We start from the raw sequence: 25,704 nt of genomic DNA on the forward strand, positions 1-25,704 counted from the left end.
AGGTGATGAACTCGACCTTGCCGCCGGTCGCGGTACGCGCGGACCACGCGAACCGCGTAGTCCGTCGCAGGCCCGTGACCTGGGTTACGACGTGGCGGGGCGGGGGTTCTGGTCCGACGGCGGGGTGGCGCCCGGTGCCGGCGACGGCGGGGCAGCCAGCCGGTCGGCGAGCTGCCGCCGCGAGGTGACCCCGAGCTTCTGGAAGACCTTGCGCAGGTGGTAGTCGACGGTGCTGGGGCTGATGAACAGGTTCGCCGCGATCTCCGGGTTGGTGTGGCCGGCCGACGCGAGCCGCGCGACCGTGTGCTCCTGCGCCGTCAGGCCGAACCGCCGGGGCGGGGCGTCGGTGTCCCCGGAGGCACCGACGGCCGCCAGCTCGGCGACCGTGCGGTCGACGAACAGCTCGGCGCCGCTGTGGTGGAAGTGCGCCAGGGCGAGCCGCAGCTGCTCGGCCGCGTCCCGCCGTCGCCGGGCCCGGCGCAGCCACTCGCCGTAGACCAGGTGAGCCCGGGCGAGATCCATCTCGGCCCCGGTGCCGTGCAGGGCCTCGACGGAGGCGACGTGGTGCCGCTCGGCGTCCTCGTCCGTCCCGGCCAGGGCCAGCGCCCGCTCGGCGACACCACGGCACCACGGCGAGCCGTTCGCGTCCGCCATGGACGCCAGCAGCCCCGCGACGCGTGCCGCCTCCTCGGGGTGCCCGCTGCGGGCCGCCGCCTCGACGTAGTCCGGGTACTGGTCGGGCGTGACCTGCAGGAACGGGTCGGCGATCAGCGGGCTGAGGCGCTCGTACGCGTCCTGGTAGGCGCCCTCCGCGAGGTCCCGGACCGCGAGCGAGGCGACGGCGGAGGCCTCGACCCCGCCGAAGCCCGTCGCGGCCGCGCCGTCGGCGATGGCCCGCACCACGTCCCGCGGCGCGCCGCCCCACGCCAGGACGGCGACGTTGGGCACGTTCTCGGTGTCCCACCCCATGGCCCGCCGCACCTCGCGGACCAGCTCGTCGTACGCGCCGGCCCGCCGCGGGGTGCCGCCCCACAGCTCCGAGAGCGCCATCACCCACAGCAGCGTGTCGAGCACCTGCAGGGCACCTGAGTCGCGCGCCGCCTGGGCCGCGCGGTCGAGCGCGGCGGCCCGCCCGGCGTCGTCCCAGAGGAACGTGCCGAGCGACGCGATGGCGGTGCCCATGTGCATCATCCGGTCGTCGGGGAGCGCGAGGATCGCGGCCAGGGCCGCGCGCGCCGGGGCCACGGCCCACGGGTACGGGTCGAGCACGATGGCACCCAGCCCCCGCAGGATGTCCGACGTCGGGCCGTCGGCCAGGTCGGCGCCCGCCGTCAGGCGGCGGCCCAGCTCCTCCAGCGTGACCCCGCTCATCAGGCGCTCGGCCGTGCAGCAGCTCTCGAACGCGTGCAGGAGGGCGACCTGCTCCTGCTCGGCGTCCTGCCCGTGGAAGGCGTCGGCGGCGCGCAGGTGCGCCGCGGTGGCGCCGCGCACCCCCTCGGCGTCCGCGCTGAACAGGCTGAGGCCCGTGCGCACCGTCAGCGCGCGGCCCCGGGTCACGGGGTCCACGGCGGCCAGGTCGATCTCGCTCACGAGCCGCTGGGCCACGTGCGCCGCGCCCACGGCCAGCGCGGCCTCGGCCGCGCCGACCTGGCGCGCGTCGCGGACCGGCCCGGGCGCCGTCAGCTCGGCCGCGCGCGTGAGGATGGTGGCGCGCGAGGCGAGGCCCCCGCGCCGCGCGGCGAGGTCCGCGGTGTGCGCCAGCCGGTCGGCGACGGCGGGGTCCGTGCCGAGCACGGCGCGCGCGGCGTGCCACGCCTCGGTCTCGACCATGCCGATCCCCGCGGCCGCCCGCGCGAGCGCCCCGTGCATCCGGCGCAGCTCGGCGCCGGGCGCGGCGTTGTAGACCGCGGACCGCACCAACGGGTGCCGGAACCGCACGACGGGCTGCAGCTCCACGAGGCCGGCCACCTCGGCCCGGTCGCCGTCGTCGGGTCCCAGGCCCACGTCGGCGGCCGCCGCGGTCACGAGGTCGATGTTGCCCGTCGAGTCCGCCGCGGCCAGCAGCACCCAGGTCTGCACGCGCGGGTCGGCCCGCCGCACCTGCCGCACGTAGTGCTCCTCCAGGTGCCGGCCGACGGGCACCGGCGCCCCGCCCAGGCCCAGGTCCGGGAGCTCGTGCACCAGGGCGTCGCCCGCGAGGTCGATCAGGGCCAGGGGGTTGCCGCCGGTCGCGCGGGCGATCGCGGCGGCCGCCGACGGCGCGAGCGGCCGCTCCGCCGACCGGTTCAGGAGCTGCGCCGCGGCCTCGGGGGAGAGGCCCGTGAGGGCGAGCCGCGGCACCCCGCCCATCCGGTCGGCGATCCCGCCGTCGTCCCGGGCCGCGAAGACGACCGCCACGTTCTCGACCTCGAGGCGCCGCGCCACGAAGGCGAGGGCGTCGAGGCTCTCGGCGTCGATCAGGTGTGCGTCGTCGACGACGCACACCACCGGCCGCTCGGCCCCGGCCGCGGCCAGGAGCCCGAGCACGCCGAGGCCCACCAGGAACCGGTCCGGGGCCGGCCCGTCGGCCTGGCCGGACGCCACGCGGACCGCCTGTCGCTGCCGCTCCGGGAGGCTCCCGCAGTGCTCGCGGAGCAGGGAGACGAGCCGTTGCACGGCCGCGAACGGGATGGTCGACTCCGACTCGTACCCGTCCAGCCGGATCGTGGCCAGGCCCGGGGTGCGCGTCGCCGCGGTCAGCAGGCAGGTCTTGCCGATGCCCGGTTCGCCCAGGACCAGCAGCGAGCCGCCGCGGCCGTTGCGAGCACCGCCGAGCAGCGTGGCCAGCCGGCGCAGCTCCTCGTCGCGCCCCAGGGGGGCGGCGGCGGTCTCCATGCGCCCACGGTAGGGCCGACGGCGAGGGACTACGTGGTTCACGTGGTCCATATCACCCGGCCTCCTGCGGATGATCTTTGGTGTCCGTACCACGACAGGAGACATACCGATGACCAGGAGACGCTTCACCCGCCCCACCGCACTGGTCGCGGCGCTCGCCACGGCGCTGCTCGCACTCTCTTTCGTGACCGGCGCCACCGCGCCGGCCCGTACGCACGGCTCCTCCGGGGGCCACGGTGACCACGACAAGCCCACCATCGTGCTGGTCCACGGCGCGTTCGCCGACTCCAGCGGCTGGTCCGGCGTCACCGAGCGCCTCCAGGACCGCGGTTACCCGGTCCTGGCGTTCTCCAACCCGCTCCGCGGCCCGACGTCGGACAGCGAGTACCTGCGCCTGTTCCTCGACACGATCGAGGGGCCGATCGTGCTGGTGGGCCACTCCTACGGCGGCGCCGTGATCACCAACGCCGCGACCGGCGACGAAGACGTCGAGGCCCTGGTCTACGTGGCCGCCTTCGCGCTCGCCGAGGGGGAGACCGTGGCCGACGCCAACGCGCTGGGCGGCGGCCCGCCGCCCGTGGTGATCGACCACCTGGTGCTGCGCCCGTACCCGGGAGCCCCCGAGGGCGACGCCGACGCCTACATCGACCCCGAGTGGTACCCGCGGCTGTTCGCCCAGGACCTCCCGCGCGACACGGCCCGCGTCATGGCCACCAGCCAGCGCCCGGCGACGCTGAGCTCGCTCGTGACGCCGTCCGGTCCGCCCGCCTGGGAGGACATCCCGAGCTGGTACGTCGTGGCCAAGAACGACCGGATCATCCCGCCCCAGGCGGAGCGTGCCATGGCCGAGCGCGCCGGCTCCACGACGGTCGAGCTCAAGAGCTCGCACGTGGCGATGATCAGCCAGCCGGGTGCCGTCACCCGGGTGATCCTGGACGCCGCCCGCAACAGCTGAGGCCCGTCCGCCGCCCGGGCACTGGTTCCCGGGCGGCGGACAGCGGGTGATCAGCCGACTTTCGTTGCCCTTTTCGCCCGTTCTCTCCAGAGTGTCACGTGGCCCGCGCTCGTGGGCCAGTGGTTGCGCCCCGTACGGAGCGCTTGCACCCCGGAGGCAAGATGCACAGTCACATGCCCACCAGACGCGCGCCGATCGCTCTCGCAGCGGTCGGCGCTCTGCTGGCCACCACGGTGAGCGTGACCCCTGCGTTCGCGACCACACCCGGGTCCACGGGACCGCAGCCGGCGGGAACGCTCGCCGCCGACGTGCCGGAGCGCGCCGCCGACAAGCTCACGCCCGGCGTGCAGACCCGGTTCGAGGCCAAGGAGACCGCCGACTTCTGGATCCGGTTCGCGGACGCGCCGGACCTCGCCCCGGCCCGGGCGATCAGCGACTGGGACGAACGCGGCCAGTACGTCTACGACGCCCTGACCCGCACGGCCACGACGTCGCAGGCGGGCGTCGTCGCCGACCTGGAGGCCGCGGGCGTCGACTACGAGTCCTACTGGATCAGCAACGCCGTCCTCGTCGAGGACGGCACCCGGGAGCTCGCCGAGCAGGTGGCCGCGAGTCGCGAGGTCGAGGAGGTGCACGAGCGGTTCGCGGTGCAGCCCGTCGAGCCCGTCGAGCGCAAGGCCCCGACCGCGCGGGCGCCGCTCGCCACCGAGTGGGGTCTGGACGCCATCCATGCGCCCGAGGTGTGGGACCTGGGCTACACGGGTGAGGGCATCACCGTGGCCAACATCGACTCCGGCGTCGACGTGGAGCACCCGGCCCTCCTGGAGCACTACCGCGGCTACCTGGGCGAGGGCGGCCTGAGCAACGACTACAACTGGTTCGACGCCGGCGGTTTCTGCGACGGCTCCCCGTGCGACGCCGATGCCCACGGCACGCACGTCATGGGCACCATGGTGGGCGACGACGGCGCGGGCAACCAGGTCGGGGTCGCACCCGGCGCGGACTGGATCGCGGCCAACGGGTGCGCCTCCTGCTCGGACGCCGACCTGCTCGCGTCCGGCCAGTGGATCCTCGCGCCGACGCGGGCCGACGGCTCCGACCCCGACCCGTCGCAGCGGCCGCACGTCGTGAACAACTCCTGGGGCCAGCAGGCGCCCGGCGCCATCGACGACTTCCTGTCCGAGGAGATCGCCGCCTGGGAGGCGGCGGGCATCTTCGGCGCGTGGGCGGCGGGCAACGCGGGCGATGCCGGCTGCCAGTCGACGTCGTCCCCGGGGGCGAACGTGGCCACCTACGCGGCGGGCGCGTTCGGGGAGTCCGGCGAGATCGCCGACTTCTCGTCGCGCGGCCCCGGTGCCGACGGCGTGACCAAGCCGAACCTGGCCGCCCCCGGCGACGACGTGCGCTCGTCCGTGCCCGGCGGTGAGTACGCCGAGTTCAGCGGCACGTCCATGGCCTCCCCGCACCTCGCGGGTGCCGTGGCGCTGCTGTGGAGCGCGGCCCCCGTCCTGGTGGGCGACATCGAGGCGACCCAGGCCCTGCTCGACCAGACGTCGGTCGACGTGGCCGACGACTCCTGCGGCGGCACCCCCGCCGACAACAACGTGTGGGGCGAGGGGAAGCTCGACGTGGCGGCGCTCGTCGCGGCCGCGCCGATCGACGGCTACGGCTTCGTCGCGGGCACCGTGACCGACGCCGACGGCGAGCCGGTCGCCGGCGCGCGCGTCGCCGCCGGCGAGCGCTCCGACACCACGGACTCGGAGGGCACCTACCGCCTGGGCCTGGAGGAGGGCGCGCACGAGCTGGCCGTCTCGGCCTTCGGGTACCTGGACGCCGCGGCGCAGGCCGACGTCGTCGAGGGCGAGACCGTCACGGTGAACGTACGGCTGGAGGCCGCGCCCACGACGACCGTGAGCGGCACCGTCACCGACGGTTCCGGGCACGGCTGGCCGCTCGACGCCGAGGTCACGGTGCAGGGCGCGCCGAGCAGCGTCGCCGCCTGGACCGACCCGTTCACGGGGGAGTACTCGCTGGAGCTGCCGCAGTCGGCCACGCACACGCTGGTGGTGCAGCCCTCCGTGGCGGGGTACGCGACCTTCACCCGCGACGTCGAGGTGGGCACCGGGCCCACGTCGGCGGACGCCGCGCTCGGCGTGCTCGCCGAGTGCACCGCGCCCGGCTACGGCCTGACGGGGGCGGGCACCGCGACCGAGGAGTTCGAGTCGGGCGACGTGCCTGACGGCTGGACCGTCGAGGACCTGGCCGGCAGCGAGCAGGTCTGGACGTTCGACGACCGGTTCGGGTTCTCCAACCAGACCGGCGGCGAGGGGCTGTTCGCCGAGGTGAACAGCGACGCCTACGGCGAGGACGGGTCGCAGGACACGACACTCACGTCGCCGTCCTACGACCTGAGCGGCCTCGACGCGCCGCTGCTGATGTTCGACCAGGCGTACGCCGCGTTCTTCGACTACGCCGACGTGGACCTCAGCCTCGACGGCGGCGCGACGTGGGAGACGGTGCTGCACCAGACCTCCGACGCGCTGGGCCGGACGATCGTGCCCCTGCCGGGTGCGGGCGGCGAGTCCGACGTGCGGGTCCGGTTCCACTACGGCGACGCCGTGTACGCCCTGTTCTGGCAGGTCGACAACGTCTCGGTCGGCTCGTGCGAGCCGGTCGACGGTGGCCTCGTGGCCGGGTTCGTCCACGACCTCAACACCGGCGACGGCGTGGACGGCGCCACCGTGACGGCGGGGGAGCAGAGCGTCCGGACCGCCGACCCCGAGAACCCGTCGGTGGGCGCCGGGTACTACTCGCTGTTCTCCCCGGCCACGGGCGAGCAGCAGGTCGGGTACACGGCCAAGGACTACGAGTCCGCCGAGGCCACGGTGACGGTCGTCGCCGACGCCGTCATCCGGCAGGACGTGGAGCTCGCGGCCCCGCTGCTGACCGTCTCGCCCGGCGACCTGCACCGCGAGGTGCGGCTGGGCGGCACCCGGTCCGGGTCGTTCACCGTGACGAACGAGGGCACCGCGTCCGCGGACGTCGAGGTGGCGCCGGCGTCGTCCGACTTCGAGATCCTCGGGTCGGCGTCCGCCGCCGGCGTCATCAGGGGGGCCTCCGCCGACGTGACCGAGGAGAGCACGGCGTCGTCCTCGGGCGCGCAGGGCGCCCGGGGCGTGGCCGCGGCGAAGGGCGACGGGCTGGCCCGGAGCGGGCGGCACCCCGGCAGGACGGCCACGCCGTCGGCCCCGCCGGCGCTCCTCGCGGACGGGACGACGATCACGCACTCCACGTCGCAGGACATCACCATGGGCAACTCCGTGGCCTGCGTGGGCAGCCAGACGCAGTGGCTGCGGACGTTCACCCTGGAGGACTTCGACATCCAGGGCGAGCTCGCCGTGACGGACGTGTCCTTCGGCGTCGAGACCGCGGCGGCGGGCACCGCCGTCACGGTCAACCTGTACGAGCTCGACGGGGACTTCGTCTACGAGAACATGACGCTGGTGGGCACGTCCGACGTGACCCTGGAGGCCCAGGAGCTCACGCTGGTCGACGTGCCGGTCACCGGCACCGCGTCCGGCACGCTCGTGGTGGAGGTCGTCAGTGCCGGTGAGTTCTTCATCGGGTCCAACGCGGAGCCGGAGACGGCGCCGTCGTACCTCGCCTCCGACGAGTGCGGCAACCCCGAGCCCGCGACGGTCGAGGAGCTCGGCTTCCCCGACATGCACACCGTGCTCAACGTGACCGGTGAGACCACGGTCGACGTGCCGTGGCTCGACGTCCAGCCGCCGGCGTTCACGCTGGCCCCGGGCGCCTCGGCCAAGGTGTTCGTGGACCTCGACAGCAGCCGGGTGGACCAGCCGGGCACGTACACGGCAGGGGTCGTGGCCGACGGCGGCACGCCGTACGCCGAGCCGCGGGTCCAGGTCTCGCTCGCGGTGACCCCGCCGGCGAGCTGGGGCAAGATCGCCGGCACGGTCACCGGAGCCACCTGTGCCGACGAGACCGTCCCGCTGGAGGGCGCGTTCGTGGTCATCGACGGCTCGGAGTACGACGTCACGCTCGTGACCGGGCCGGACGGCGGATACGCCCGCTGGATGGGGGTGTCCAACAACCGGCTGACGCTGCTCAGCTCGGCGACGGGCTACCCGCCGGAGTCGAAGCAGGCACGCATCATCAAGGGCCGGACGGTGGTGCACGACTTCGAGCTGAACGAGTTCTGCGGCTAGCTCGGCGGCTTCCACGGCTCGTCCGGCAGAGCCGGCGCACCGTGGGCCGTCCGCGCCCGGTCCCGGGGCTCACGCCCCGGGACCGGGCGCGGACGGCGTTCCAGGGTCAGGCGCGGACGGCGTCCCGGCGGCTGCGGGTCCAGGTGGCGATTCCGAGGGCCAGCGCCAGGACGGCGGCGACCGCCGGGACCAGCAGCGCCCGCTGGTAGTCGTCCGCGCTCGCGGCCGAGGCGTGGCCGTCGACCAGCACGACCGTGGCGGCCGTGACGCCCAGCGCGGCGCCGAACTGGAACGCCGTGTAGACGACGCCGCCGGCCACGCCGTGCTCCGCCTCGGCCAGGCCCGCCGTGGCCGCCGCGGTCAGCGGCCCGTAGACCAGCGCGAACATGACCGCGACCAGCAGCAGCGACGGCAGCAGGTCGAGGTAGCCCCACGTCCCGTCGAGGCGCAGGGCCAGGACGAACGCCGCCGTGCCCGCCAGCAGCCCGGCCACGAGCACGGGCACGTTGCCGAACCGGGCGACCAGCCGGTGCGTGAGCAGCGGCGCGATGATCATGTCGGCGCCCATGACGGCGAACACCAGCCCCGTCGCGACGGGCGACCAGCCGCGGTACTCCTGCAGGTAGAGCGTGATCAGGAACTGGAACGCGAAGAACGCGCCGATCACCAGCAGCCCCGCGAGGCTCGCGCGCAGCAGCAGGCCCTCGCGCAGCACGGCCAGGCGCAGCAGCGGGTCGGCCGCGTGCCGTTCGATCAGCACGAACGCGCCGGCCAGCACGGCGGCGGCGACGAACGACGCGACCCCCGCGACGACGTGCCCGCCCTCGCCGACCGCCACCACGCCGTAGATGAGCGCGACCATCGCGGACGTCAGCGTGATCGCGCCGCCCACGTCGAACCCGCCGCGCGGCCCCTCGGCCGGGGCGTCCGCCCGGATGAGCAGCCGCCCCGCGACCCAGAGCGCGGCGCCCACGATCACCGGCGCGAAGAACACCCAGCGCCAGCCCGCGTCGGTGAGGAGCCCTCCCGCCACGACGCCGAGCGTGAAACCGCCCGCGCCGATGGCCCCGTAGATCGCCAGCGCCCGGTCGCGCAGCGGACCCTCGGGGTAGCTGGTCGTCAGCAGGCTGAAGCCCGCCGGCGTCATGAATCCCGCGGTGGCCCCCGTGACGAACCGGGCGACGACCAGCACCCAGGCGTCGTCGGCCAGGCCGCCCAGGCCGGAGAACACGACGAACACCGCGAGGGCGGCGAGGAAGGTGCGGCGCCGGCCCACGAGGTCGGCCGTGCGCCCGCCGAGGATCATGAACCCGCCGTAGGCGAGCACATAGGCGCTGATCACCCAGTGCGCGTCGGCGGTGGCCAGGCCGATGTCCGCGGCGATGGCGGGCACCGCGACGTTGAGCATCGCGATGTCGATGCCCTCCAGGAAGAGGGCGCCGCAGACGACGGCGAGCACTCCCCAGCCCGTCCGTGTCGCCGTGGTCGGTCGGGTGACCGCACTCGTGTCCGTCACAGGGATCTCCTCGCTCGGGTGCCGCATGGTTACCACTTGTAACCATGACGATCGTTGGGCACGATCGACGGATGGCACAAGAAGGCACTTCGACGTCACCGGGTTCTCTCGAGGTAACCGCCGCGGAGCTGGCGGAGTGCCGGGCGGACCGCGACCCGTTCCAGTGGGACGTGCGCGAGGACTGCCAGGTGCGGCAGATCCTGGACCGCATCGCCGACAAGTGGTCCCTGCTGGTCATCGCCCTGCTGGACGAGCGGACGCTGCGGTTCGGCGAGCTGGGCCGGGAGATCGACGGCATCAGCAAGCGCATGCTGACCGTGACGCTGCGCAACCTCGAGCGCGACGGCCTGGTGCGCCGCACGGTCTACCCCGAGGTCCCGCCGCGCGTGGAGTACGAGCTCACCGCGCTGGGCCGCACGCTGCTCGCGACGACCCAGGCGCTCGTCTCCTGGACCGAGGAGCACCAGGACCAGATCGCCGAGGCCCGTGCGGCGTTCGAGACGGCGAACGGTGGCGCGGGCGTCGGCGTGTGAGCGGTCCGCCGGGATCTGAGCGGCCCGCCGGGATCTGACGTTGGCGGGGTGCACGACTGGGGCGAAGGGTGTCGGCTGGGCTGAACTTCGTTCGGCTGTGGCCCGGGCTATTCGGCTGCCCAGGATTATTCGGCCCAGCCGGATTGCGCGGGGCCAGGCCGACCGAAGTTCAGCGCACCCGGCCGGTCTCGTCTGAGGGCATGTCACCTGGCGGGCGTAGGGCACGCGGCGGCCGCACCCTGCCGCCGTCCGCGGCGGATCGGTCAGGTCCGCCGGTCCCGCCACGCCGGCCCGGTCCGCGGGTCGAGGGCTGGGTCAGATCCGGTCCCACGGGACCGCGGCCAGGCGGTCGACGAGGCCCGCCAGGAGCGGGCCGCCGTCGGGGAGCGGGACGTCGTCGATCGACGCGACGGCGACGACGCCGATCGAGTTGACGAGGAACGCCCCGGCGAAGCCGGCGACGTCGGCCAGCGGGACGAGCCGGCGGGACGACGGCGTGGTGTCCTCGACCAGGCGCATCGCGGTGCCGTGGAGCCAGGGGGCCTCCGGCCAGACGACGGCGCCGTCGGGCTCCAGGAAGCCGATGTTGGCGATCGAGGACTCCGCGACGGCGCCGTCGGGCGTGGTGAGCAGGGCGTCGTCGTACCCGTCGCGGCCGACGCGGCGGGCCCACTCGAGCTGGGCGAAGCCGCCCAGGTGCTTGAGGTGCGCGAACGGGCGCAGGTAGGGGACCGACCGCAGCCGCTGCGGCGCGGCGGGCGGGTGGTGCGGCTCGGCGACCGTGACCACGACGTGCTCGGCGTCGCGCAGGACGACGCGCACGGAGGCGTCCGGCGTGCCGTCCAGCGCGTGCCGCACCAGGTCGCGCACCCGGTCCGCCTCGAGCGGGCGGTCGAACAGCTCGCGGTGCGCGGCGTCGAGCCGGGTCAGGTGGTGGGCCAGGCCCTGGACCCCGCCGTCGCGCACCTGCATGGCCGTGAAGTGGCCGTAGGTGCTGAACAGGTCGGCGGCAGCCGCAGGCCGCCCGTTGGTCTCGATACGCACCCTCGGACCCTAGCCCGCTGTCACGCGGTGACGGCGGCGTGGGACGTGGCCCAGGTGAGGGCGTGGTCGGCGATCTCCTCCCAGCCCGGCTGGGAGACGAGCCGGTGCGTGCGGCCCGCGTACTCCTTGTACTCGACGACCGACGGGCTGCCGGTGCCGGTGTACTTGGCCACGATCGCCTTGCCGATGGCGGGCGGGGCCACGTGGTCGATGCCGCCGGTGATCACCAGGAGCGGCGCGCGGTCGGCGCGGGCGTAGTCGACGTGGGTGACGCCGGTCTTCTCGTTCATGGTCGACGCGACGCCCTCGAACAGGACCCGGTTGTAGGACGGGACGGCGGACTGCTCCCAGAGGACGTCCGACGAGGCGCGGTTCAGGTCGTTGCCGAAGGTGAAGTGGAAGTGCGCCTTCGACAGCGGCTTGGCGCCGTTGCGGCCGAACGGGTTGGACAGGATCGGCAGGCCGGTGCGCAGCGTGGACAGCGGCAGCACGCTGATGCCGGCGGTCTGCGCGGGGGCGACGCCGACGTAGGCGGCGCCGAGGCCGCGGTCGGCCAGCATCTGGGTGATGACGCCGCCGAACGAGTGGCCCATGATGATGGGCTTCACCGGCAGGGCGCGGATGATGCGCTCGTAGTGGTCGGTGATCTCCTTGAGTCCGACGCCGCGCAGCGCCGCGGGGTTGTTGCGGACGTCCTGGACGCTGCGGTCGTCGATGCCGGGCCAGCCCGGGACGATCACCTCGTGGCCCGCGGCGCGGAAGCGCTCGGCCCAGGTGTCCCAGCTCGCGGGGGTCATCCAGAGGCCGTGGACCAGGACGATCGGCAGCTTCTCCGGGGTGGCGCCGGCGGTGCCGGTGGTCTCGGGGGTGGCGTTCATGGTGGGCTCCTCAGGTTCGGTGGGCCGGGCTCCCCGGTCCGTCGACAGGAAGAACGATCGTTCTTTCTCTGTTATTCCCAGAAGGTACGCCCGCACCCGGCCGGCGTCAACGCCTCACGAGAAAGATCGTTCTATGCTCAAAGACATGGCAACCAGATCCACTGCCTCCCGCGCACCCCGCAAGACCGCCGAAGGAGGCTCCGAGGCCCGCGAACGCCTGCTGCGGACCGCGTCCGAGCTGTTCTACGCCGAGGGCATCCACGTGGTGGGGGTGGACCGCATCGTCGCGGCGGCCGGCGTCACGCGGGCCACGTTCTACCGGCACTTCCCGAGCAAGGAGGACCTGGTCGAGGCCTACCTCGGGGTCGAGGACGCGAACCTCCGCGCCGCGCTCGACGGCGCGCAGGGCGCCACCGACGACCCGGTCGAGCTCGTCGGGCTGATCATCCAGGGCATCGCCGAGGACGTCGCGCGGCACCACACCCGCGGCTGCCCCTTCATCAACGCCGCCGCCGAGTACCCCGACGCCGGCAGCGGGGTGCGGCGCGCCGTCGACACCCACCGCGCCTGGTTCCGGGGCGCGCTCGAGCGGGCGCTCACCGCCGCCGGCGTCGACGACGCCGTGACGCGCGCCGGGCAGCTCGTGCTGCTGCGTGACGCCGCGCTGGTGGGCGGCTACCTGGACGGCTGGGACAACGTGCGCGTGGCGTTCGTGAGCGCGGCCCGCCAGGCGGCGGGCCTGGACCCTGCGGCGTAGGGCACGACGCCGCCCGGCAAGCCACACATCGGCCTTCCCTTTGCCGAGTGTTGACCCATATCCTGGCGTCCGTCGCACGACCGTCACGAGGGGGAACGGCCTGATGAACGCACCCGACGCAGGACGGGGGACCGCGCGCGGAGTGCGCGGCGTCCTCGCGGCGTCGGCGGCGACCCTCGTGGCCCTCGCCTCGCACCTCGCCGGCGGCGGGGACCTCCCCGGCCTGCTCGGGATCCTCGTGCCCTGGGTGCTCTCGCTGCCGGTCTGCACGGCCCTGGTCGCCCGCCGGCTCACGCTGCCGCGACTGTCGGTCTCGGTCGCGGCGAGCCAGCTCCTGTTCCACCTGCTCTTCCAGCTCGGCACCCCGGCCGGCACGCTCCAGGCCGTCGCGGACCCGCACGGGGCCCACGGCGGGCACGGCGACATGGCGCCGCTGACGACGTCGGGCATGCCGGTCCAGACGGCGCTGCTGCACGGCGGGCCGACGATGTGGCTCTGGCACGGGATCGCCGCGGCGGTCACCGTCGTGGTGCTGCACTGCGGCGAGCTGCTCCTGCGACGCCTGCGCGAGCTCGGCGCCCGGATGGCCGCCTGGCTGCTGCGCGCCCGGGCCGTCGTCGGACGGGCGATCTCCCTCGTGGCGCCCGCCCGCTCCGGCGTGCCCGCCGCGGTCTTCCGCCCGCTCCACCCGGGCCCCCGCCTCACCCCCCTGCTCCGGAGGGGACCTCCCGCACCGCACGCGGTCTGAGCTCTGCCCACGGGCGCACGTGTGCCCGTGGGCCGTCCCGTGCGCGCCCGCGCGGCCCTGCCCTGCGCGGTCGCCCGCGCGGCCCTGCGCGTTCGCCCCCCCGCGGCGGGCGGGGACCCGTGTGTCCCCGTGCGTGCCGACGTCGGGCGAACCCCTCCTCACCTGAAAGCAGGACCCACATGACCGACACGATCACGGGTGCCGACGTCCCCACGGCGGCCGACCCCGCACGACCGCGCGGCCGCACACCCTGGTTCGGCCCGCTGCTGCGACGGCTGCACTTCTACGCGGGCCTCCTCGTGGGCCCGTTCATCCTGGTCGCCGCGACGAGCGGCGCTCTCTACGCGCTCACCCCCGCCCTGGAGCAGGTCGTCTACGACCAGGAGCTGCACGCCCCCGCCGCCGACACCGCCCTGAGCCTGGGCGACCAGGTCGAGATCGCCCAGGGCCAGGTCGGCGCCGACGCCGTGCTCACCGCCGTCCGCCCCGCGCCCGAACCGGGCGAGACCACCCGCGTGATGTTCGCCGAGGACGGCCTGGGCCCCAGCGAGTCCCGGGCGATCTTCGTCGACCCCGCGACCGGCGAGGTGCGCGGCGACCTGACCCTCTACGGCTCCAGCGGCGCGCTGCCGCTGCGCACCTGGATCTCCAACCTGCACCGCAGCCTGCACCTCGGCGACCCCGGGCGGCTGTACAGCGAGCTCGCGGCGTCCTGGCTCGGCATCGTCGTGGTGGCGGGGCTGATCCTGTGGATCGGCCGGCTGCGCGCGTCCCGGCGGGCCGCCGGGGTCGTCCGGCCGAAGCGCCGGCAGACCGGGTACCGGCGGCTGCTGTCCTGGCACACCGCCGTGGGCGCCGTGGTCGTGCTGGGCGCCCTCTTCCTGTCCGTCACCGGGATCACCTGGTCCCAGTACGGCGGCGCCAACGTCGGCGAGCTGCGCAGCGCCCTCGGCTGGACCACGCCCGCCCTGGACACGCGCGTGGCGGGCGGCGCCCCCGCCGAGGCGGACGAGCACGCCGGGCACGGGGGCGGCGCCCCCGGGGCGGACGGCGCGGTGGACCCCGCGACGTTCGACGCCGTGCTCGCCGTCGCCCAGGGCATCAACGTCAACACGAACGAGGTGGAGATCAAGCCGCCGGCCGAGGCAGGCACCGCCTGGACCGTGCAGGAGAACAAGAGCGACGTGCCCACCGAGGCCGACGCCGTGGCCGTGGACGGGACCACGATGCAGGTGGTGCACCGGACCGACTTCGTGAGCTTCCCGCTGCCCGCCAAGCTCACCACCTGGGGCATCGACCTGCACATGGGCCTCCTGCTCGGCCCCCTCAACCAGGTCGTGCTGTTCGTGCTCGCGCTCGGCATCGGCTCGATGGTGGTGCTCGGCTACCTGATGTGGTGGAAGCGGCGCCCCACCCGCGAGCCGCGCGGGCCGGGCAGGCTCGGCGGTCCGGCCCCGCGGCGCGGGGTGCTCCAGGGCACGCCGTGGTGGGGGCTGACGGCGGTCGCCGCGGTCGCGATCACGGTGGGGACGTTCCTGCCGCTGGTCGGGTACACGCTCATGGCGTTCGTGGTGGTCGACGTCGTCGTCGGGCTGGTGCAGGCGCGGCGCGCCGGGGAACGGGTCAGCGCCACGCCCTGACCTCGAACCCGGCGTCGGCGACCGCCGTCGCGACCCGGGTGTGGTCGACCGCCGAGAGGGTCTCGAACGTGACCCGACCCGACGCCGCGTCGATCCGCACCCGCCGGACGCCCGGCACCGCGGACAGCTCGTCGACGAGCGCGCGCCGGCAGTGCTCGCAGGTTCCGGTGTTCACGTACAGCTCGGTCGTGCGCACCGGAACCACCCCGCTCCCCGTCCGCCCCCGGTCCCCAGAACCGTACAACATCTCTACATCATGTGGTACTGTCGCGGCGGTTCGGCCGCTTCAACATCTCGGGACGCGGGGGCGCCAATGACGTCGGACCCGGTCGTGCAGTGGGCGGCGACAGCCCTTTTCGCCGTCCTGAGCGCCTGGTCGCTCGCGCGCCTGACCGCCACCCGCCGGCCCCTCCTCGCGGCGGGCCACCTGTTCCACCTGGGCATGGGCCTCGCGATGGTGGCCATGGTCTGGCCGTGGTGGGTCCGCCTGCCTGCGCTGCCCCAGGTCGCCTTCTTCGCCGTGGGCGCGGCCTGCTTCGCGGCCGCCGCGGGCTGGTACGGCCTCGACACCCTGAGCCGCCCGGCAGGCGGTCCCGGTCCGACGGCGGACGGTCGGACGCCGGACCGGCCGCGGGCCGGACACCACGAGAGCGCCTGGTGCCAGGCGACGCACGCCGTGATGATGCTCGCGATGGTGTGGGCGCTCGCGGTCATGGCTCGGCCCGCTGGTCATGGTGCCGCTGGTCACGGTGTCGGGGGCCAGGGTGCCGCCGTACAGGGTGCCGCCGAGCCGGCGCTGGCGGCCGTGCCGCTGGACGCCCCGACGGCTGTCGCCGGCGGGGTGCTCGTCGTGCTGCTCCTTGTCGGAGGCGCGCTGTTCCTGGTCGTGGCGGTCCGGCACGCGCGTGCGAGCGGACCGGCGGGCGGCCGCGCCGGCCTGGACCGAGCCGGGCTCGACCTGCTGGCGGGCGGCCTGATGAGCCTTGGCACGGCCGCGATGTGCGGGCTCATGCTTGTCGGATGACCGGACCCGGGACCCTGGGGGCCGAGTCAGACCTGGAGTCCGGCCCGGAACCGGATGCCGGAAGGGACCAGGTGCCTGACCCGAGCGAGGAGTGCGGCAAGAATCCGGACGAACCGCCGCGGGGCAACGTGATGCCGACGAGCACCGGTCGGCTGCGCTGAATTTCGTTCGGCCTTGACCCCGCGAGTTCGGCTGAGCTGGACTGTCCTGCAGGGCCAGGGAATCAGGGGCGCAGCTGAACAGAATTCACGTGTCCCGACGCCTTCCGCAAGAGTGCACCTTGGTACACGGCATGACTAGATGATTCGGCGTCCCGGCGTCCCGGCGTCCCGGCGTCCCGGCGTCTCGGTGTCCCGGTGTCCCGGCGTCCTGGTGTCTCGGTGTCTCGGTCTCCCGGCGTCCTCGCGGATCCCGCGACCGGTACGGCGCGGCGGCGTCGCGAGGGGGCGGGGCGGGGTCAGCCTGCGCGGCGTCGTCCCGTGGGCTGCTTGGGGCGCAGCGCGCGCTGCAGCATCTCGGCGTCCCGGGCGGTCAGGTGGTCGGCGAACCGGAGCAGGGCACCCTCGCGGTCGCCCGTGCCCTCCAGCACGGAGAGCATCGCGGCGCCGGCGCGTTCGCCGTCGGACCGGGTGGGGCGGAACCGGACCTTGCGGGGGGAGGTCGCGATGCGGACCACCTCGCCCTTCTTCTCCAGGCGGTCGAGCACCGTCAGGAGCGTGGTGTACGCCGGGACGTGCTCGTCCCCGAACCTCTCCTGGATCGCTCGTGCCCCGATCGCGTCCTCGTGGTCCCAGAGGATGCGCATGACCTCCGCCTCGAGCTGTCCGCGTGCGCGAGTCCTGCCTGACATAGTGCCCTCCTGGCAGGACCATACTGCACAGGTGGCCGCCCACCGGTGAGTGGGCAGCCACCTGTGCCGTCGTCCGGAATACCGGACGGAACACCCGAACGTCAGGCCGGCTGCAGCGCCGCCGCGTCGAGCGCGCCGCTGCGGGCCTGCTCCACCAGGTCCGCGAGCTGGTCGTGGCTCATCTGGATGCGCTGGCCGAAGTCGTCGGTGATCACGATCTGCTTCAGGGGCTCGGCGGTCGGGTCGACGAACAGTTCCGGGCAGCCGCAGTCGCACTTGCCGCAGAACGTCGCCACGTGAAGTAGCTGAGAGTTCTCGCTCATCGCTGTCTCCTCTGTTGGAACGGACGGGTCTCGGGCGCGTGCTGGATGCCCTCTACGAGGGTCGCCCTATCTCTACAACACGTCAAGATGTGGGTGTGGTCGTCCGCGCCTGCGCCAGCAGGTGCTCGACGAGGTCGGCGGCGCGGGAGGTGCCGCCCTCGGCCTGGGCGGCGGCCCGCAGCCGCGCGGACCGCTCGGCGCGTCCGGGGTCGCCGACCAGGTCGTCCAGCGCGGCGCGGAGGGTCTCGGCGGTGGCGTCCTCGGTGTCCACGCGGCGGGCCACGCCGAGCTCCACCAGGCGGTCGGCGTTCATGAACTGCTCGGCGGCCTGGGGCACGGCGATCATGGGGACGCCGGCCAGCAGCCCCTCGCCGCAGCCGCCCATGCCGGCGTGCGTGACGAAGGCGTCGGCCTGTTCCAGGATCGCCCGCTGCGGCACCCAGGGGTGCACCTCGACGTTGCCCGGGATCTCGCCGAGCTCGGCGACGTCCGTGTGCCGGCCGATCTGGAGCACGACGTGCCAGCCCGGCAGGTCGCCGAACGCGGCGAGGCACCGGCGGTAGAACTCGGGCCGGCGCGTGTAGGCGGAGCCCAGGGAGATCAGCAGCACGTTCTCCGCGTCCGCGGGGCGGGTCCAGCCCTCGGCGTCCACGTCCGGGCCGGTGTCGAAGCACGGTCCCACGAAGGTGACCCTGCCGGGGTCGACGCGGTCGGCGTGCGGCTGCATCGCCCGCGGGATCAGGGCGAGGGCCTGGTCGGGTGGGCCGGAGAAGGCGTCCACGTCCGTGGTGGTCGCCCCGCAGCCGGCGAGCCAGCGCGCGAACCGGTCGCGGTACGCGTCGGCTCCCGGCAGCCGCCACAGCTGGGCAGCCACCTCTTCCTGATAGCCCTCCCAGCCCACGAACGTCGGGGACAGCTGCACCAGGGGGCGGCCCTGCGCCTCGGCGAGGGCGCGCGCCGCATAGGCGCCGATGTCGTAGAGGTACAGGTCGGCCGGGTCGTCGTCGTAGGCGGCGCTCAGCTGCGGGAGTGCCTGCACGGCGTCGTCCAGGAAGAGGCTCGCCGCGGCGATGGGGTCGGCGGGCCAGTCGTCGTCGGCCACGGGCAGCGTGGAGGTGCAGGGCACCAGCTCCGCGCCCGTCGGTGCGATCCGGTCGGCCACGAACGGGTCGGCGGCGTAGGTGACCCGGTGTCCGCGGGCCACGAGCTCCCGGACGACGGCGAGGCTGGGCAGGACGTGGCTGACGATCGGCACGCCGATCATCGCGATGTGGGCAGGGTGGTGCGGCACGGGCGATCACTCGTCTCGGGTGGGTCGGGCGTGGGGGACGGGGCGGGGGTCTCTCAGGCCCGGCCGACCTGCTCGGCGGCCCGTTCGAGGTCGGCGACGGTGCCCGACATGATCGTCCGGACATGCTCCGTGACGTGCTCCGCGGGCCAGTCCCACCAGGCGACGGCGAGCAGCCGGGCGACGTCGTCGGCGTCGTACCGGGTGCGGATGAGCCGGGCGGGGTTGCCCCCGACGACGCCGTAGTCGGGCACGTCGGCGGTGACCACGGCTCCCGCCGCGATGATCGCGCCGTTCCCGATGCGCACCCCCGGCATGACGGTGGCGCCGTGCCCGAACCAGACGTCGTTGCCGACGACGGTGTCGCCGCGGCTCGGCAGGCCGGTGATCAGGTCGAAGTGCTCGGCCCACGAGCCGCCCATGGTGGGGAACGGGAAGGTCGAGGGGCCGTCCATACGGTGGTTGGCGCCGTTCATGATGAACCGGGTGCCGGTGCCGAGCGCGCAGTAGCGGCCGATGACGAGCCGCTCGGGGCCGTAGTGGTAGAGCACGTTGCGGGTCTCGAACGCGGTGGGGTCGTCCGGGTCGTCGTAGTACGAGTAGTCGCCGACGTCGATCAGCGGGGACGTCACCAGGGGCTTGAGCAGGACGACGCGCGGGTGCTCCGGCATCGGGTGGAGCACCGTCGGGTCGGCGGGAACGGGCTGCATCGGGTGGGTGGGTCCTCTCGGAGACGCTAGTGCGACAATTGTCGCGTTAAGATGCTGACACATCACCCGTGCCCCGATCAACCGGATACCGACCCCCATGACCGACCCCCAGAGCACCACCGCCGACCGCCGCCCGGGCGGCCGCACCGCCCGCATCCGTGACCAGGTGCTCGACGCGGTCCGCGCCGAGCTCACCGAGCGCGGCCACGAAGGCCTCACGATGGAGGCGGTCGCGACGCGCGCGGGCGTCCACCGCGCGACGGTCTACCGGCGCTGGCGCGACGTGGGCGGCCTGCTCGCCGACACCATCGCCGCCGCCGGGGAGATCGACTGGCAGCCCCCGGACACCGGCTCGCTGGAGGGGGACCTGACCCAGCTCAACCGGGAGATCCAGGACTCGCTGGTCGTGCGTCCGTCGTTCGCCGTCGCCCTGATGGCCGCCTCGTTCCACTCCGAGCAGGCCGCGCAGGCCCAGACGCGGCTGTGGGCCGACCGGTATGCCCAGTGCGAGGTCCTCGTCGACCGTGCCGTCGCCCGGGGCGAGCTCTCCGGGCAGCGCCCGGACCCGCGCAGCCTGCTCGTCGCGGCGACCGCGCCGGTCTACCACGAGCTGGTGCTCCTGCGCGCGGATCCCGACCCGGGGCTCCCGGAGCGAGCCGCCCGGGCCGCGGTGCTGGCGGCAGCGGCGGGCGGCCTGGCTCGGTAGGACCGGGAGACCCGTCGGCCCTGGAGACTCGTGGGCCGGGCGGTCAGAATGGGTCGATGATCTCCACCGAGCTGGCCACGAAGCTGCGGGACGCGGGCCTGGTCTGGACGCCGGTCGACGGCGACCAGTTCCTGGTCCGGGCGCCCGAGCTCGCGGGCGACGTCTTCACCGTGAGCACCATGACGATCGAGGCGCACGAGTACCCGACGGGCACGATCCTCGGTTTCAACGGCACCACCGAGTGGGCGCTGGACTCGGTCGCGATCGAGGACGCGCTCTGGCTGCCGCGCGAGGACCAGCTCCGCCGCCTCCTCCGCGGGAGCTTCCACCTGCTGCGCCACACCGACGACGGCTTCGAGGTCGAGGTCGAGCTGCTCGGCGAGCCCCGGGTGTTCACCGACCCGGAGCCCGCCGAGGCGTACGGCGAGGCGCTGCTCGCCCTCATCGAGCTCAGCCGCTGAGCGAGCGGGCCGGCTCAGGAGCCGGTCAGCCCTGGTCGTCGTCCGTCAGGCCCAGCTCCTCGGCGAGGCCCAGCAGCGAGTCGGGCCCGGCCGACGGGCTGGGCGACGGCGCCGGTGAGGACGGCGTCCCGCTGCCGCTCGGGGCGGGCTCCGGGCTCGGCGCGCTCTGCGCCGGGCTGGGCGACGGCGCCGGCTCGCTCGGTGCGGGCGACGGGCTCGGCGCCGGCTGCGACGGCGTCGGGGACGGCGGGGTCGACGGCTCGCCCGGATCCGACGGGGACGGCGACGGTGTCGGGGAGGGCGTGGGCTTCGGCGTCGGGTCGCTCGGGGACGGCGAGGGCGACGGCTTGGGAGTCGGCTTCGGGGCCGGCTTCGGCGCGGGCTTCGAGACCGGGTCGCTCGGCCGGGGCGACGTGGCGGGCTCGGACGGCTTCTTCGTCGGCGGGTTCTTGCGCGGCTCGTCGTCCGGCGTCGTCCGCGGCTTGTCGGCGGACGAGCCGCCCTCGGACCGGGGATCGCGGGCGGCGGCCTCGAAGGCCGGCTCGGACGGGTCGTCCGACGTCCACGTGCCGATGTCGGACGGGTCGATCGCGCGGTCCGGCACCGAGCCTGCCGCGAAGAACTCGAAGTGCCACGGCTCCGGCTTGGACCCGTTCGGGCGGGCCCACGACGGGTTGTCCCACCCGTAGTCCGGGCCGTGCACCCGCAGCCACACGTACTGGGCGGACACGCCGCCCGAGATCGGGGCGCCCAGGTCCACCGCGAGACCCCAGCCGTGGTTGGACGTGCCCGGGAGGGCCGCGAGGTGCGGCTTCGCGTCGGCCACCGCCACCTGCTGCACGTACGAGCGGTAGGAGTCGGTGATCGGGATCGGGTGCCCGAACTCCTCCTCGAACTTCGCGTTCAGCGCCGTGAACCGCTCGGCGGCGTCGCAGCGGAGCAGGTGGCCGGGCGCGAAGTCCAGCGGGCACAGCACCGCGGCGGGGATGCGGCCGTTGGCGTACTCGAGGGTCGAGCCGCCGAACGTCGAGACCACGTCGAGCAGGCTCGCGCGCAGCGTTCCCCCCGCGCCGCTCCGGCCGGCGAGCACCTCGCCGGTCCCGCGGGAGGCCGGCTCCTGGTCCTCCCCGGTGGCCTCCACCTCGACCAGCGCGAGCGGTACCGACGGGTCCAGCAGGTTCGCCAGCCGCACCGCCGCCAGCACCACCTGCTCGTAGGTGATCCGGCCCGACGGCAGGTCCACGTCCTCCGTGCCGGCGGCCGCCCCGTGCACGTCCGACACGGGGATCGCGGCCGGGAGCCGGCCCGTGCCCGCGGCCGCCGTGGCGTCGTCGTCCCTGGCCGCGCGCGCGACCGGGGCGTCCTGGACCCGCAGGCCCTCCGTCGCCTCACCGAAGGCGAGCTGCTGCATCCGGTACGTGGTGTAGAGCATGCCGAGCTCGGCGGCGGCCTGCGCGACCACCGGGCTGAGCCGCGGACCCTGCCGCTCGGCCTCGTCGTCGGCGCGGGCCAGGACCGCCGTGACCTGTTCCATGCTCACGTGCCGCGGCGTGGTGATCACGTGCGGCGTCGTCGGCGCCGAGCGGGCGACCGCCACCGCGGCGATCAGCTCCTGGTGCCGGTCCGTCCGGTCCTGGCCGTGCCCGGCGACGGGCATGCCCGGCACGCTCGGCGCCGCCGCGAACAACAGTCCTCCCGCCGTCACGGTGGCGACGGCGCCCGCCCATGCGGTGCGCAGCACTCTGCGCGGGTCGGGGCGGGAAGCGGGGGGCACGAGCTCGTTCGCCTGGTCCTGCACGCGTCGCTCCTTCAGGTCGGTGCGGTGGCACGCCGATCGCAGGTAAAGAACTCCTGCGTGGCAGTCAAAGAACTATCACGAGTCGGCGAGGTGCACAGGACGAGGTCCGGATGCCTCGGCCCTGCGGCCGTTCCCGGCCCTTCGATGCCCGCGCCTGCGTTCCCGTCCGGCCCGGCCCTGCCGGGCGCTGCGGCCGCTCACCCCCTCGTTTCCTGGTCAGACGTCGGAGAACGGGTGAATTACGCCCGCGGGTTGGTGATTCGGTTGGTGATTTCTTGATCCTCGACTGGTGATCGAGCGCCGACGGGATGGCATTGAACACGCCGTACTGGATACGGGCCGTGTGGCTCGTGAGCGAGGGGAACAGCAGATGCGCGTACGAAGGTCAACGACGAGGACCACCCGGGGCGGGACGGCCAGGAGGCGGCGCGGACGGGTTCCGGCGGTCCTGGCGGCGCTCGCCCTGGTCGGGGCGGGCCTGGTCGCCACGTCGCTCACGCCGGTGACGCCGAGCGCCGTGGCCGCTCCGGGCAACCCCGGTGTGCCCGGCGAGCCGACGGTCCTCTTCGTCGAGGACTTCGAGAACCGGGCGGCCGGCTCGAACGTGCTCCTGACGGACTACACGGGGGCGGCCGGGACGACCTACGCGGGCGACCCGTTCTGGGTGGACCGCAACGACTGCAACGGCTTCATCATCAACCAGACCAGCACGCGGCTGGCCGGGGACTGCAACGGGTCGCAGCCCGAGACCTTCGGCGCCGCGACGTTCACCTCGCTGACGGCCCTGCCCTACGCGCTCGGCACCATCAACGGCACCGACCCGGTGGCCAACGCGGCGGCGTCCTCGTACACGTCGGGCAGCTCCGGGGACGACCAGGTCCAGTTCCGGACGGCCAGTCCGCTGTCGCTGACGACCGAGGGCCGGTTCGTGACGTTCTCGGTGGACGCGGTCGCGCAGAACTGCCAGGCCAGCCACCCCGAGCTGCGGTTCTACCTCGTGGACGGCACCGGTGCGGAGATCCCGGTCTCCAGCGCGGCGATCGACCCGTGCACCGACCCGCGCGGGACGCAGTACAACTCCCCGACCCAGGACGGCACGACGCGCCTGGTGACCGGTGGCCGGTTCCCCGCCGACGGCTCGACGCTCGTCACGGGCGGTGAGTTCGGCATCGTGATGCGGAACGAGAACGGCGACGGCACGGGCAACGACGGCGCGTACGACAACATCCGCGTGCTCGACGTGACGCCGCAGCTCGACAAAGAGTTCAGCCCCACGTCGGTCGCCACGGGCGGCGTCTCGACGCTGACGCTGACGATCACGAACACCAGCGACCTGGCCGCCAAGAACGGCTGGTCGTTCACGGACACGCTCCCCGCGGGTCTGACGGTCGCGGACCCGTCCGCCGTGGCCACCACGTGCCCGGCCGGTGACGTGACCGCCCCGGCCGGCGGCACCGCGGTGTCGGCGACCGGCAACCTCGACGCCGGCACGGCCTCGTGCACCATCACGGTGAACGTGACCTCCGACGAGGCGGGCAGCTACACCAACGACGCCGACAACGTCTCCGCGATCGGCCTGGACTATCCGGACCCGTCGACCGTGACGTTCGGCGACCCGGGCCTGGGCCTCGTCAAGACCGCGGGCGACCCCGTGGACGTCAACGAGAACGGGATCACGGACACCGGCGACACCGTCGCGTACACGTTCGAGGTGACCAACACCGGCGACGTCGCGATCGGCGACCTGGCGATCGACGACCCGAAGGTGGGCGCAGTCACCTGCGAGGCGACCTCGGTCGCCCCGGGTGACTCCGTCACCTGCACGGCCGACGAGCCCTACGTGGTCACGGACGAGGACGTCGCGGCGGGGTCGGTGGACAACTCGGCGACCGCCACCGGCACGCCGCCCGGCACGACCACCCCGATCGGCTCGCCGCCCTCGGAGACGAGCACGCCGACCGAGGCCCCGGACCCCGGGATCGAGGTCGTGAAGTCCGCGACGCCGGCCGGCCCGGAGTCGTACACCGTGGGCCAGGAGATCACCTACAGCTTCGCGGTGACCAACACCGGCAACGTGCCGCTGAGCGACATCACGGTCGACGAGACCGAGTTCACGGGCACGGGCGAGGCCCCGGTCCCGGCCTGCCCCGCGGACGTCGTCCTCGCCCCGGGCGACTCGGTGACCTGCACCGCGACGTACGTGATCACGCAGGCGGACGTCGACGCCGGCGAGGTGACCAACACGGCCACGGCCACCGGCACCCCGCCGGGCGACACCCCGCCGCCGGAGTCGCCGCCGTCGACGGCCGAGATCCCGAGCACGCCCGAGCCGGGCATCGAGGTGGTCAAGACGTCCGACACCGAGGAGATCAGCGAGGTGGGGCAGGAGATCACCTACAGCTTCGCGGTGACCAACACCGGCAACGTCACCCTGACGGACGTCGAGGTCGACGACTCGGACTTCTCCGGTTCGGGTGAGCTCTCGCCGGTCGAGTGCCCCGCCGAGGCCGCAGGCCTCGCGCCGGGCGCATCGGTGACCTGCACGGCCATGTACGTGGTCACCCAGGCCGACCTCGACTCCGGCGAGCTGAGCAACACGGCGACGGCCACGGGGACGCCGCCGGGCGACACCCCGCCGCCGGAGTCGCCGCCGTCGACCATCGACATCCCGGGCACCCCTGCGCCCGGCATCGAGGTGGTCAAGACCTCGGACACGTCGAAGATCACGCGGGTCGGCCAGCCGGTCACCTACTCCTTCGAGGTGACCAACACCGGCAACGTGGCCCTGACGGACGTCGAGGTGGACGACTCGGACTTCTCCGGGTCGGGTGAGCTCTCGCCGGTCGAGTGCCCCGCCGAGGCCGCGAACCTGGCGCCGGGTGCCTCGGTGACCTGCACCGCGACGTACGAGGTCACCCAGGCGGACCTGGACACGGGGGAGCTGACCAACACGGCCACGGCCACCGGCACCCCGCCGGGCGGCACCCCGCCGCCCACCTCGCCGCCGTCGACGGCGAAGGTCCCGGTGGACCCCGCTGACCCGGCGCCCCCGGCACCGGACCAGCCGGACCGCCCGGTCGGTGCGCTGGCCTCGACCGGTGCCGACCTCGGCTGGGCCGTGGGTCTCGCGGCACTGCTCCTGCTGACCGGAGCCGCGCTCCTGGTCGTGGTGCGGCGCCGCACGGCGAGCTGATCGCCGGGTCCCTCGCCCCGCCGTCCTCGTGGCGGGGCGAGGGACCGACCCGGCCGTGAATTCGCGCACGACGGATCAGCACGTCATTCCGGGCAATTATTGGTTTATCGGTCGGTGATATCAGATCGGCCAGGATAGCCCTTTCCCGGGGTTTAAAGAATGACTTATAGTGCCGTC

General features: G+C 74.1%; 20 protein-coding genes. 10 read left to right on the forward strand and 10 right to left on the reverse strand.

The window, feature by feature from the left end:
* Window positions 1-84: 84 nt before the first annotated feature.
* Window positions 85-2,874, reverse strand: coding sequence for an AAA family ATPase (locus ACH45N_RS08515; RefSeq protein WP_397392959.1), 2,790 nt, complete (start codon window positions 2,872-2,874; stop codon window positions 85-87).
* A gap of 109 nt (window positions 2,875-2,983) precedes the next feature.
* On the opposite strand from ACH45N_RS08515, the gene ACH45N_RS08520 reads away from it, so the two are divergent.
* Together ACH45N_RS08520 and ACH45N_RS08525 are read left to right on the forward strand one after the other, a co-directional pair.
* The gene (locus ACH45N_RS08520) at window positions 2,984-3,829 is read left to right on the forward strand and encodes an alpha/beta fold hydrolase (RefSeq protein WP_397392960.1); all 846 of its coding nucleotides are present in this window, start codon (window positions 2,984-2,986) and stop codon (window positions 3,827-3,829) included.
* Between the two features lie 173 nt (window positions 3,830-4,002).
* On the forward strand, window positions 4,003-8,058 hold the full coding sequence (locus tag ACH45N_RS08525; RefSeq protein WP_397392961.1) for a S8 family serine peptidase: 4,056 nt from the start codon (window positions 4,003-4,005) through the stop codon (window positions 8,056-8,058).
* A gap of 106 nt (window positions 8,059-8,164) precedes the next feature.
* Here ACH45N_RS08525 and ACH45N_RS08530 read toward each other — a convergent pair whose 3' ends face one another.
* Complete coding sequence (locus ACH45N_RS08530; protein ID WP_397392962.1) at window positions 8,165-9,574, reverse strand: MFS transporter; 1,410 nt, start codon at window positions 9,572-9,574, stop codon at window positions 8,165-8,167.
* A 71-nt stretch (window positions 9,575-9,645) separates the two neighbouring features.
* Here ACH45N_RS08530 and ACH45N_RS08535 point away from each other — a divergent pair, with 71 nt between their 5' ends.
* Window positions 9,646-10,107, forward strand: a complete 462-nt coding sequence (locus ACH45N_RS08535) for a winged helix-turn-helix transcriptional regulator (protein ID WP_397392963.1) — start codon at window positions 9,646-9,648, stop codon at window positions 10,105-10,107.
* A gap of 315 nt (window positions 10,108-10,422) precedes the next feature.
* Here the strand turns inward: ACH45N_RS08535 and ACH45N_RS08540 are convergent, their stop codons facing one another.
* Window positions 10,423-11,151, reverse strand: coding sequence for an aminotransferase class IV (locus tag ACH45N_RS08540; protein WP_397392964.1), 729 nt, complete (start codon window positions 11,149-11,151; stop codon window positions 10,423-10,425).
* 20 nt (window positions 11,152-11,171) lie between these two features.
* Window positions 11,172-12,029, reverse strand: a complete 858-nt coding sequence (locus ACH45N_RS08545; protein ID WP_397392965.1) for an alpha/beta hydrolase — start codon at window positions 12,027-12,029, stop codon at window positions 11,172-11,174.
* Between the two features lie 145 nt (window positions 12,030-12,174).
* On the opposite strand from ACH45N_RS08545, the gene ACH45N_RS08550 reads away from it, so the two are divergent.
* From ACH45N_RS08550 to ACH45N_RS08560, 3 genes are all read left to right on the forward strand, one after another.
* On the forward strand, window positions 12,175-12,786 hold the full coding sequence (locus tag ACH45N_RS08550; RefSeq protein WP_397392966.1) for a TetR/AcrR family transcriptional regulator: 612 nt from the start codon (window positions 12,175-12,177) through the stop codon (window positions 12,784-12,786).
* A 103-nt stretch (window positions 12,787-12,889) separates the two neighbouring features.
* A complete protein-coding gene (locus ACH45N_RS08555; protein ID WP_397392967.1) occupies window positions 12,890-13,534 on the forward strand; it encodes a hypothetical protein in 645 nt (214 codons plus the stop codon).
* A 179-nt stretch (window positions 13,535-13,713) separates the two neighbouring features.
* Window positions 13,714-15,174 carry a PepSY-associated TM helix domain-containing protein gene (locus tag ACH45N_RS08560; RefSeq protein WP_397392968.1) on the forward strand — a complete coding sequence of 487 codons (1,461 nt, stop codon included), beginning with the start codon at window positions 13,714-13,716 and terminating at the stop codon, window positions 15,172-15,174.
* On the opposite strand, the gene ACH45N_RS08565 is transcribed toward ACH45N_RS08560, so the two are convergent.
* A complete protein-coding gene (locus ACH45N_RS08565) occupies window positions 15,158-15,370 on the reverse strand; it encodes a heavy-metal-associated domain-containing protein (protein WP_397392969.1) in 213 nt (70 codons plus the stop codon). The two genes, ACH45N_RS08560 and ACH45N_RS08565, sit on opposite strands and share 17 nt — an antisense overlap.
* A 117-nt stretch (window positions 15,371-15,487) precedes the next feature.
* Here ACH45N_RS08565 and ACH45N_RS08570 point away from each other — a divergent pair, with 117 nt between their 5' ends.
* The gene (locus ACH45N_RS08570) at window positions 15,488-16,198 is read left to right on the forward strand and encodes a DUF5134 domain-containing protein (RefSeq protein ID WP_397392970.1); all 711 of its coding nucleotides are present in this window, start codon (window positions 15,488-15,490) and stop codon (window positions 16,196-16,198) included.
* 457 nt (window positions 16,199-16,655) lie between these two features.
* On the opposite strand, the gene ACH45N_RS08575 is transcribed toward ACH45N_RS08570, so the two are convergent.
* The 4 genes from ACH45N_RS08575 to ACH45N_RS08590 form a co-directional block, all read right to left on the reverse strand.
* Window positions 16,656-17,048 (reverse strand): BlaI/MecI/CopY family transcriptional regulator, encoded by a 393-nt coding sequence (locus tag ACH45N_RS08575; protein ID WP_397392971.1) that lies wholly within the window; start codon window positions 17,046-17,048, stop codon window positions 16,656-16,658.
* 101 nt (window positions 17,049-17,149) lie between these two features.
* A complete protein-coding gene (locus ACH45N_RS08580) occupies window positions 17,150-17,371 on the reverse strand; it encodes a hypothetical protein (protein ID WP_285103134.1) in 222 nt (73 codons plus the stop codon).
* Window positions 17,372-17,453: 82 nt separating this feature from the next.
* Window positions 17,454-18,662 carry a macrolide family glycosyltransferase gene (locus ACH45N_RS08585; RefSeq protein WP_397392972.1) on the reverse strand — a complete coding sequence of 403 codons (1,209 nt, stop codon included), beginning with the start codon at window positions 18,660-18,662 and terminating at the stop codon, window positions 17,454-17,456.
* Between the two features lie 53 nt (window positions 18,663-18,715).
* Complete coding sequence (locus ACH45N_RS08590; protein WP_397392973.1) at window positions 18,716-19,369, reverse strand: CatB-related O-acetyltransferase; 654 nt, start codon at window positions 19,367-19,369, stop codon at window positions 18,716-18,718.
* Window positions 19,370-19,466: 97 nt separating this feature from the next.
* Here ACH45N_RS08590 and ACH45N_RS08595 point away from each other — a divergent pair, with 97 nt between their 5' ends.
* Complete coding sequence (locus ACH45N_RS08595) at window positions 19,467-20,075, forward strand: TetR/AcrR family transcriptional regulator (RefSeq protein ID WP_397392974.1); 609 nt, start codon at window positions 19,467-19,469, stop codon at window positions 20,073-20,075.
* Between the two features lie 56 nt (window positions 20,076-20,131).
* Entirely contained in the window at window positions 20,132-20,536 is a 405-nt protein-coding gene (locus tag ACH45N_RS08600) for a pilus assembly protein CpaE (protein WP_397392975.1), read from the forward strand.
* Window positions 20,537-20,561: 25 nt separating this feature from the next.
* On the opposite strand, the gene ACH45N_RS08605 is transcribed toward ACH45N_RS08600, so the two are convergent.
* Complete coding sequence (locus tag ACH45N_RS08605; RefSeq protein ID WP_397392976.1) at window positions 20,562-22,334, reverse strand: M15 family metallopeptidase; 1,773 nt, start codon at window positions 22,332-22,334, stop codon at window positions 20,562-20,564.
* A 370-nt stretch (window positions 22,335-22,704) separates the two neighbouring features.
* Between ACH45N_RS08605 and ACH45N_RS08610 the strand changes: the two genes are divergently transcribed.
* Window positions 22,705-25,527, forward strand: coding sequence for a hypothetical protein (locus ACH45N_RS08610; RefSeq protein ID WP_397392977.1), 2,823 nt, complete (start codon window positions 22,705-22,707; stop codon window positions 25,525-25,527).
* The last annotated feature ends 177 nt before the right edge of the window (window positions 25,528-25,704 follow it).

Origin of the sequence: Promicromonospora sp. NPDC019610 (genome assembly GCF_044389365.1) — a bacterium.
Classification (GTDB): Bacteria; Actinomycetota; Actinomycetes; order Actinomycetales; family Cellulomonadaceae; genus Promicromonospora.

Excerpts from the sequence above, each read along its gene's own strand:
- ACH45N_RS08535 (WP_397392963.1), top strand. The coding sequence starts at position 9,646 with ATGGCACAAGAAGGCACTTCGACGTCACCGGGTTCTCTCGAGGTAACC.
- ACH45N_RS08600 (WP_397392975.1), top strand. The coding sequence starts at position 20,132 with ATGATCTCCACCGAGCTGGCCACGAAGCTGCGGGACGCGGGCCTGGTC.
- ACH45N_RS08550 (WP_397392966.1), top strand. The coding sequence starts at position 12,175 with ATGGCAACCAGATCCACTGCCTCCCGCGCACCCCGCAAGACCGCCGAA.
- ACH45N_RS08520 (WP_397392960.1), top strand. The coding sequence starts at position 2,984 with ATGACCAGGAGACGCTTCACCCGCCCCACCGCACTGGTCGCGGCGCTC.
- ACH45N_RS08570 (WP_397392970.1), top strand. The coding sequence starts at position 15,488 with ATGACGTCGGACCCGGTCGTGCAGTGGGCGGCGACAGCCCTTTTCGCC.
- ACH45N_RS08580 (WP_285103134.1), bottom strand. The coding sequence starts at position 17,371 with ATGAGCGAGAACTCTCAGCTACTTCACGTGGCGACGTTCTGCGGCAAG.
- ACH45N_RS08525 (WP_397392961.1), top strand. The coding sequence starts at position 4,003 with ATGCCCACCAGACGCGCGCCGATCGCTCTCGCAGCGGTCGGCGCTCTG.
- ACH45N_RS08555 (WP_397392967.1), top strand. The coding sequence starts at position 12,890 with ATGAACGCACCCGACGCAGGACGGGGGACCGCGCGCGGAGTGCGCGGC.
- ACH45N_RS08545 (WP_397392965.1), bottom strand. The coding sequence starts at position 12,029 with ATGAACGCCACCCCCGAGACCACCGGCACCGCCGGCGCCACCCCGGAG.
- ACH45N_RS08515 (WP_397392959.1), bottom strand. The coding sequence starts at position 2,874 with ATGGAGACCGCCGCCGCCCCCCTGGGGCGCGACGAGGAGCTGCGCCGG.
- ACH45N_RS08560 (WP_397392968.1), top strand. The coding sequence starts at position 13,714 with ATGACCGACACGATCACGGGTGCCGACGTCCCCACGGCGGCCGACCCC.
- ACH45N_RS08590 (WP_397392973.1), bottom strand. The coding sequence starts at position 19,369 with ATGCAGCCCGTTCCCGCCGACCCGACGGTGCTCCACCCGATGCCGGAG.
- ACH45N_RS08610 (WP_397392977.1), top strand. The coding sequence starts at position 22,705 with ATGCGCGTACGAAGGTCAACGACGAGGACCACCCGGGGCGGGACGGCC.
- ACH45N_RS08595 (WP_397392974.1), top strand. The coding sequence starts at position 19,467 with ATGACCGACCCCCAGAGCACCACCGCCGACCGCCGCCCGGGCGGCCGC.
- ACH45N_RS08575 (WP_397392971.1), bottom strand. The coding sequence starts at position 17,048 with ATGTCAGGCAGGACTCGCGCACGCGGACAGCTCGAGGCGGAGGTCATG.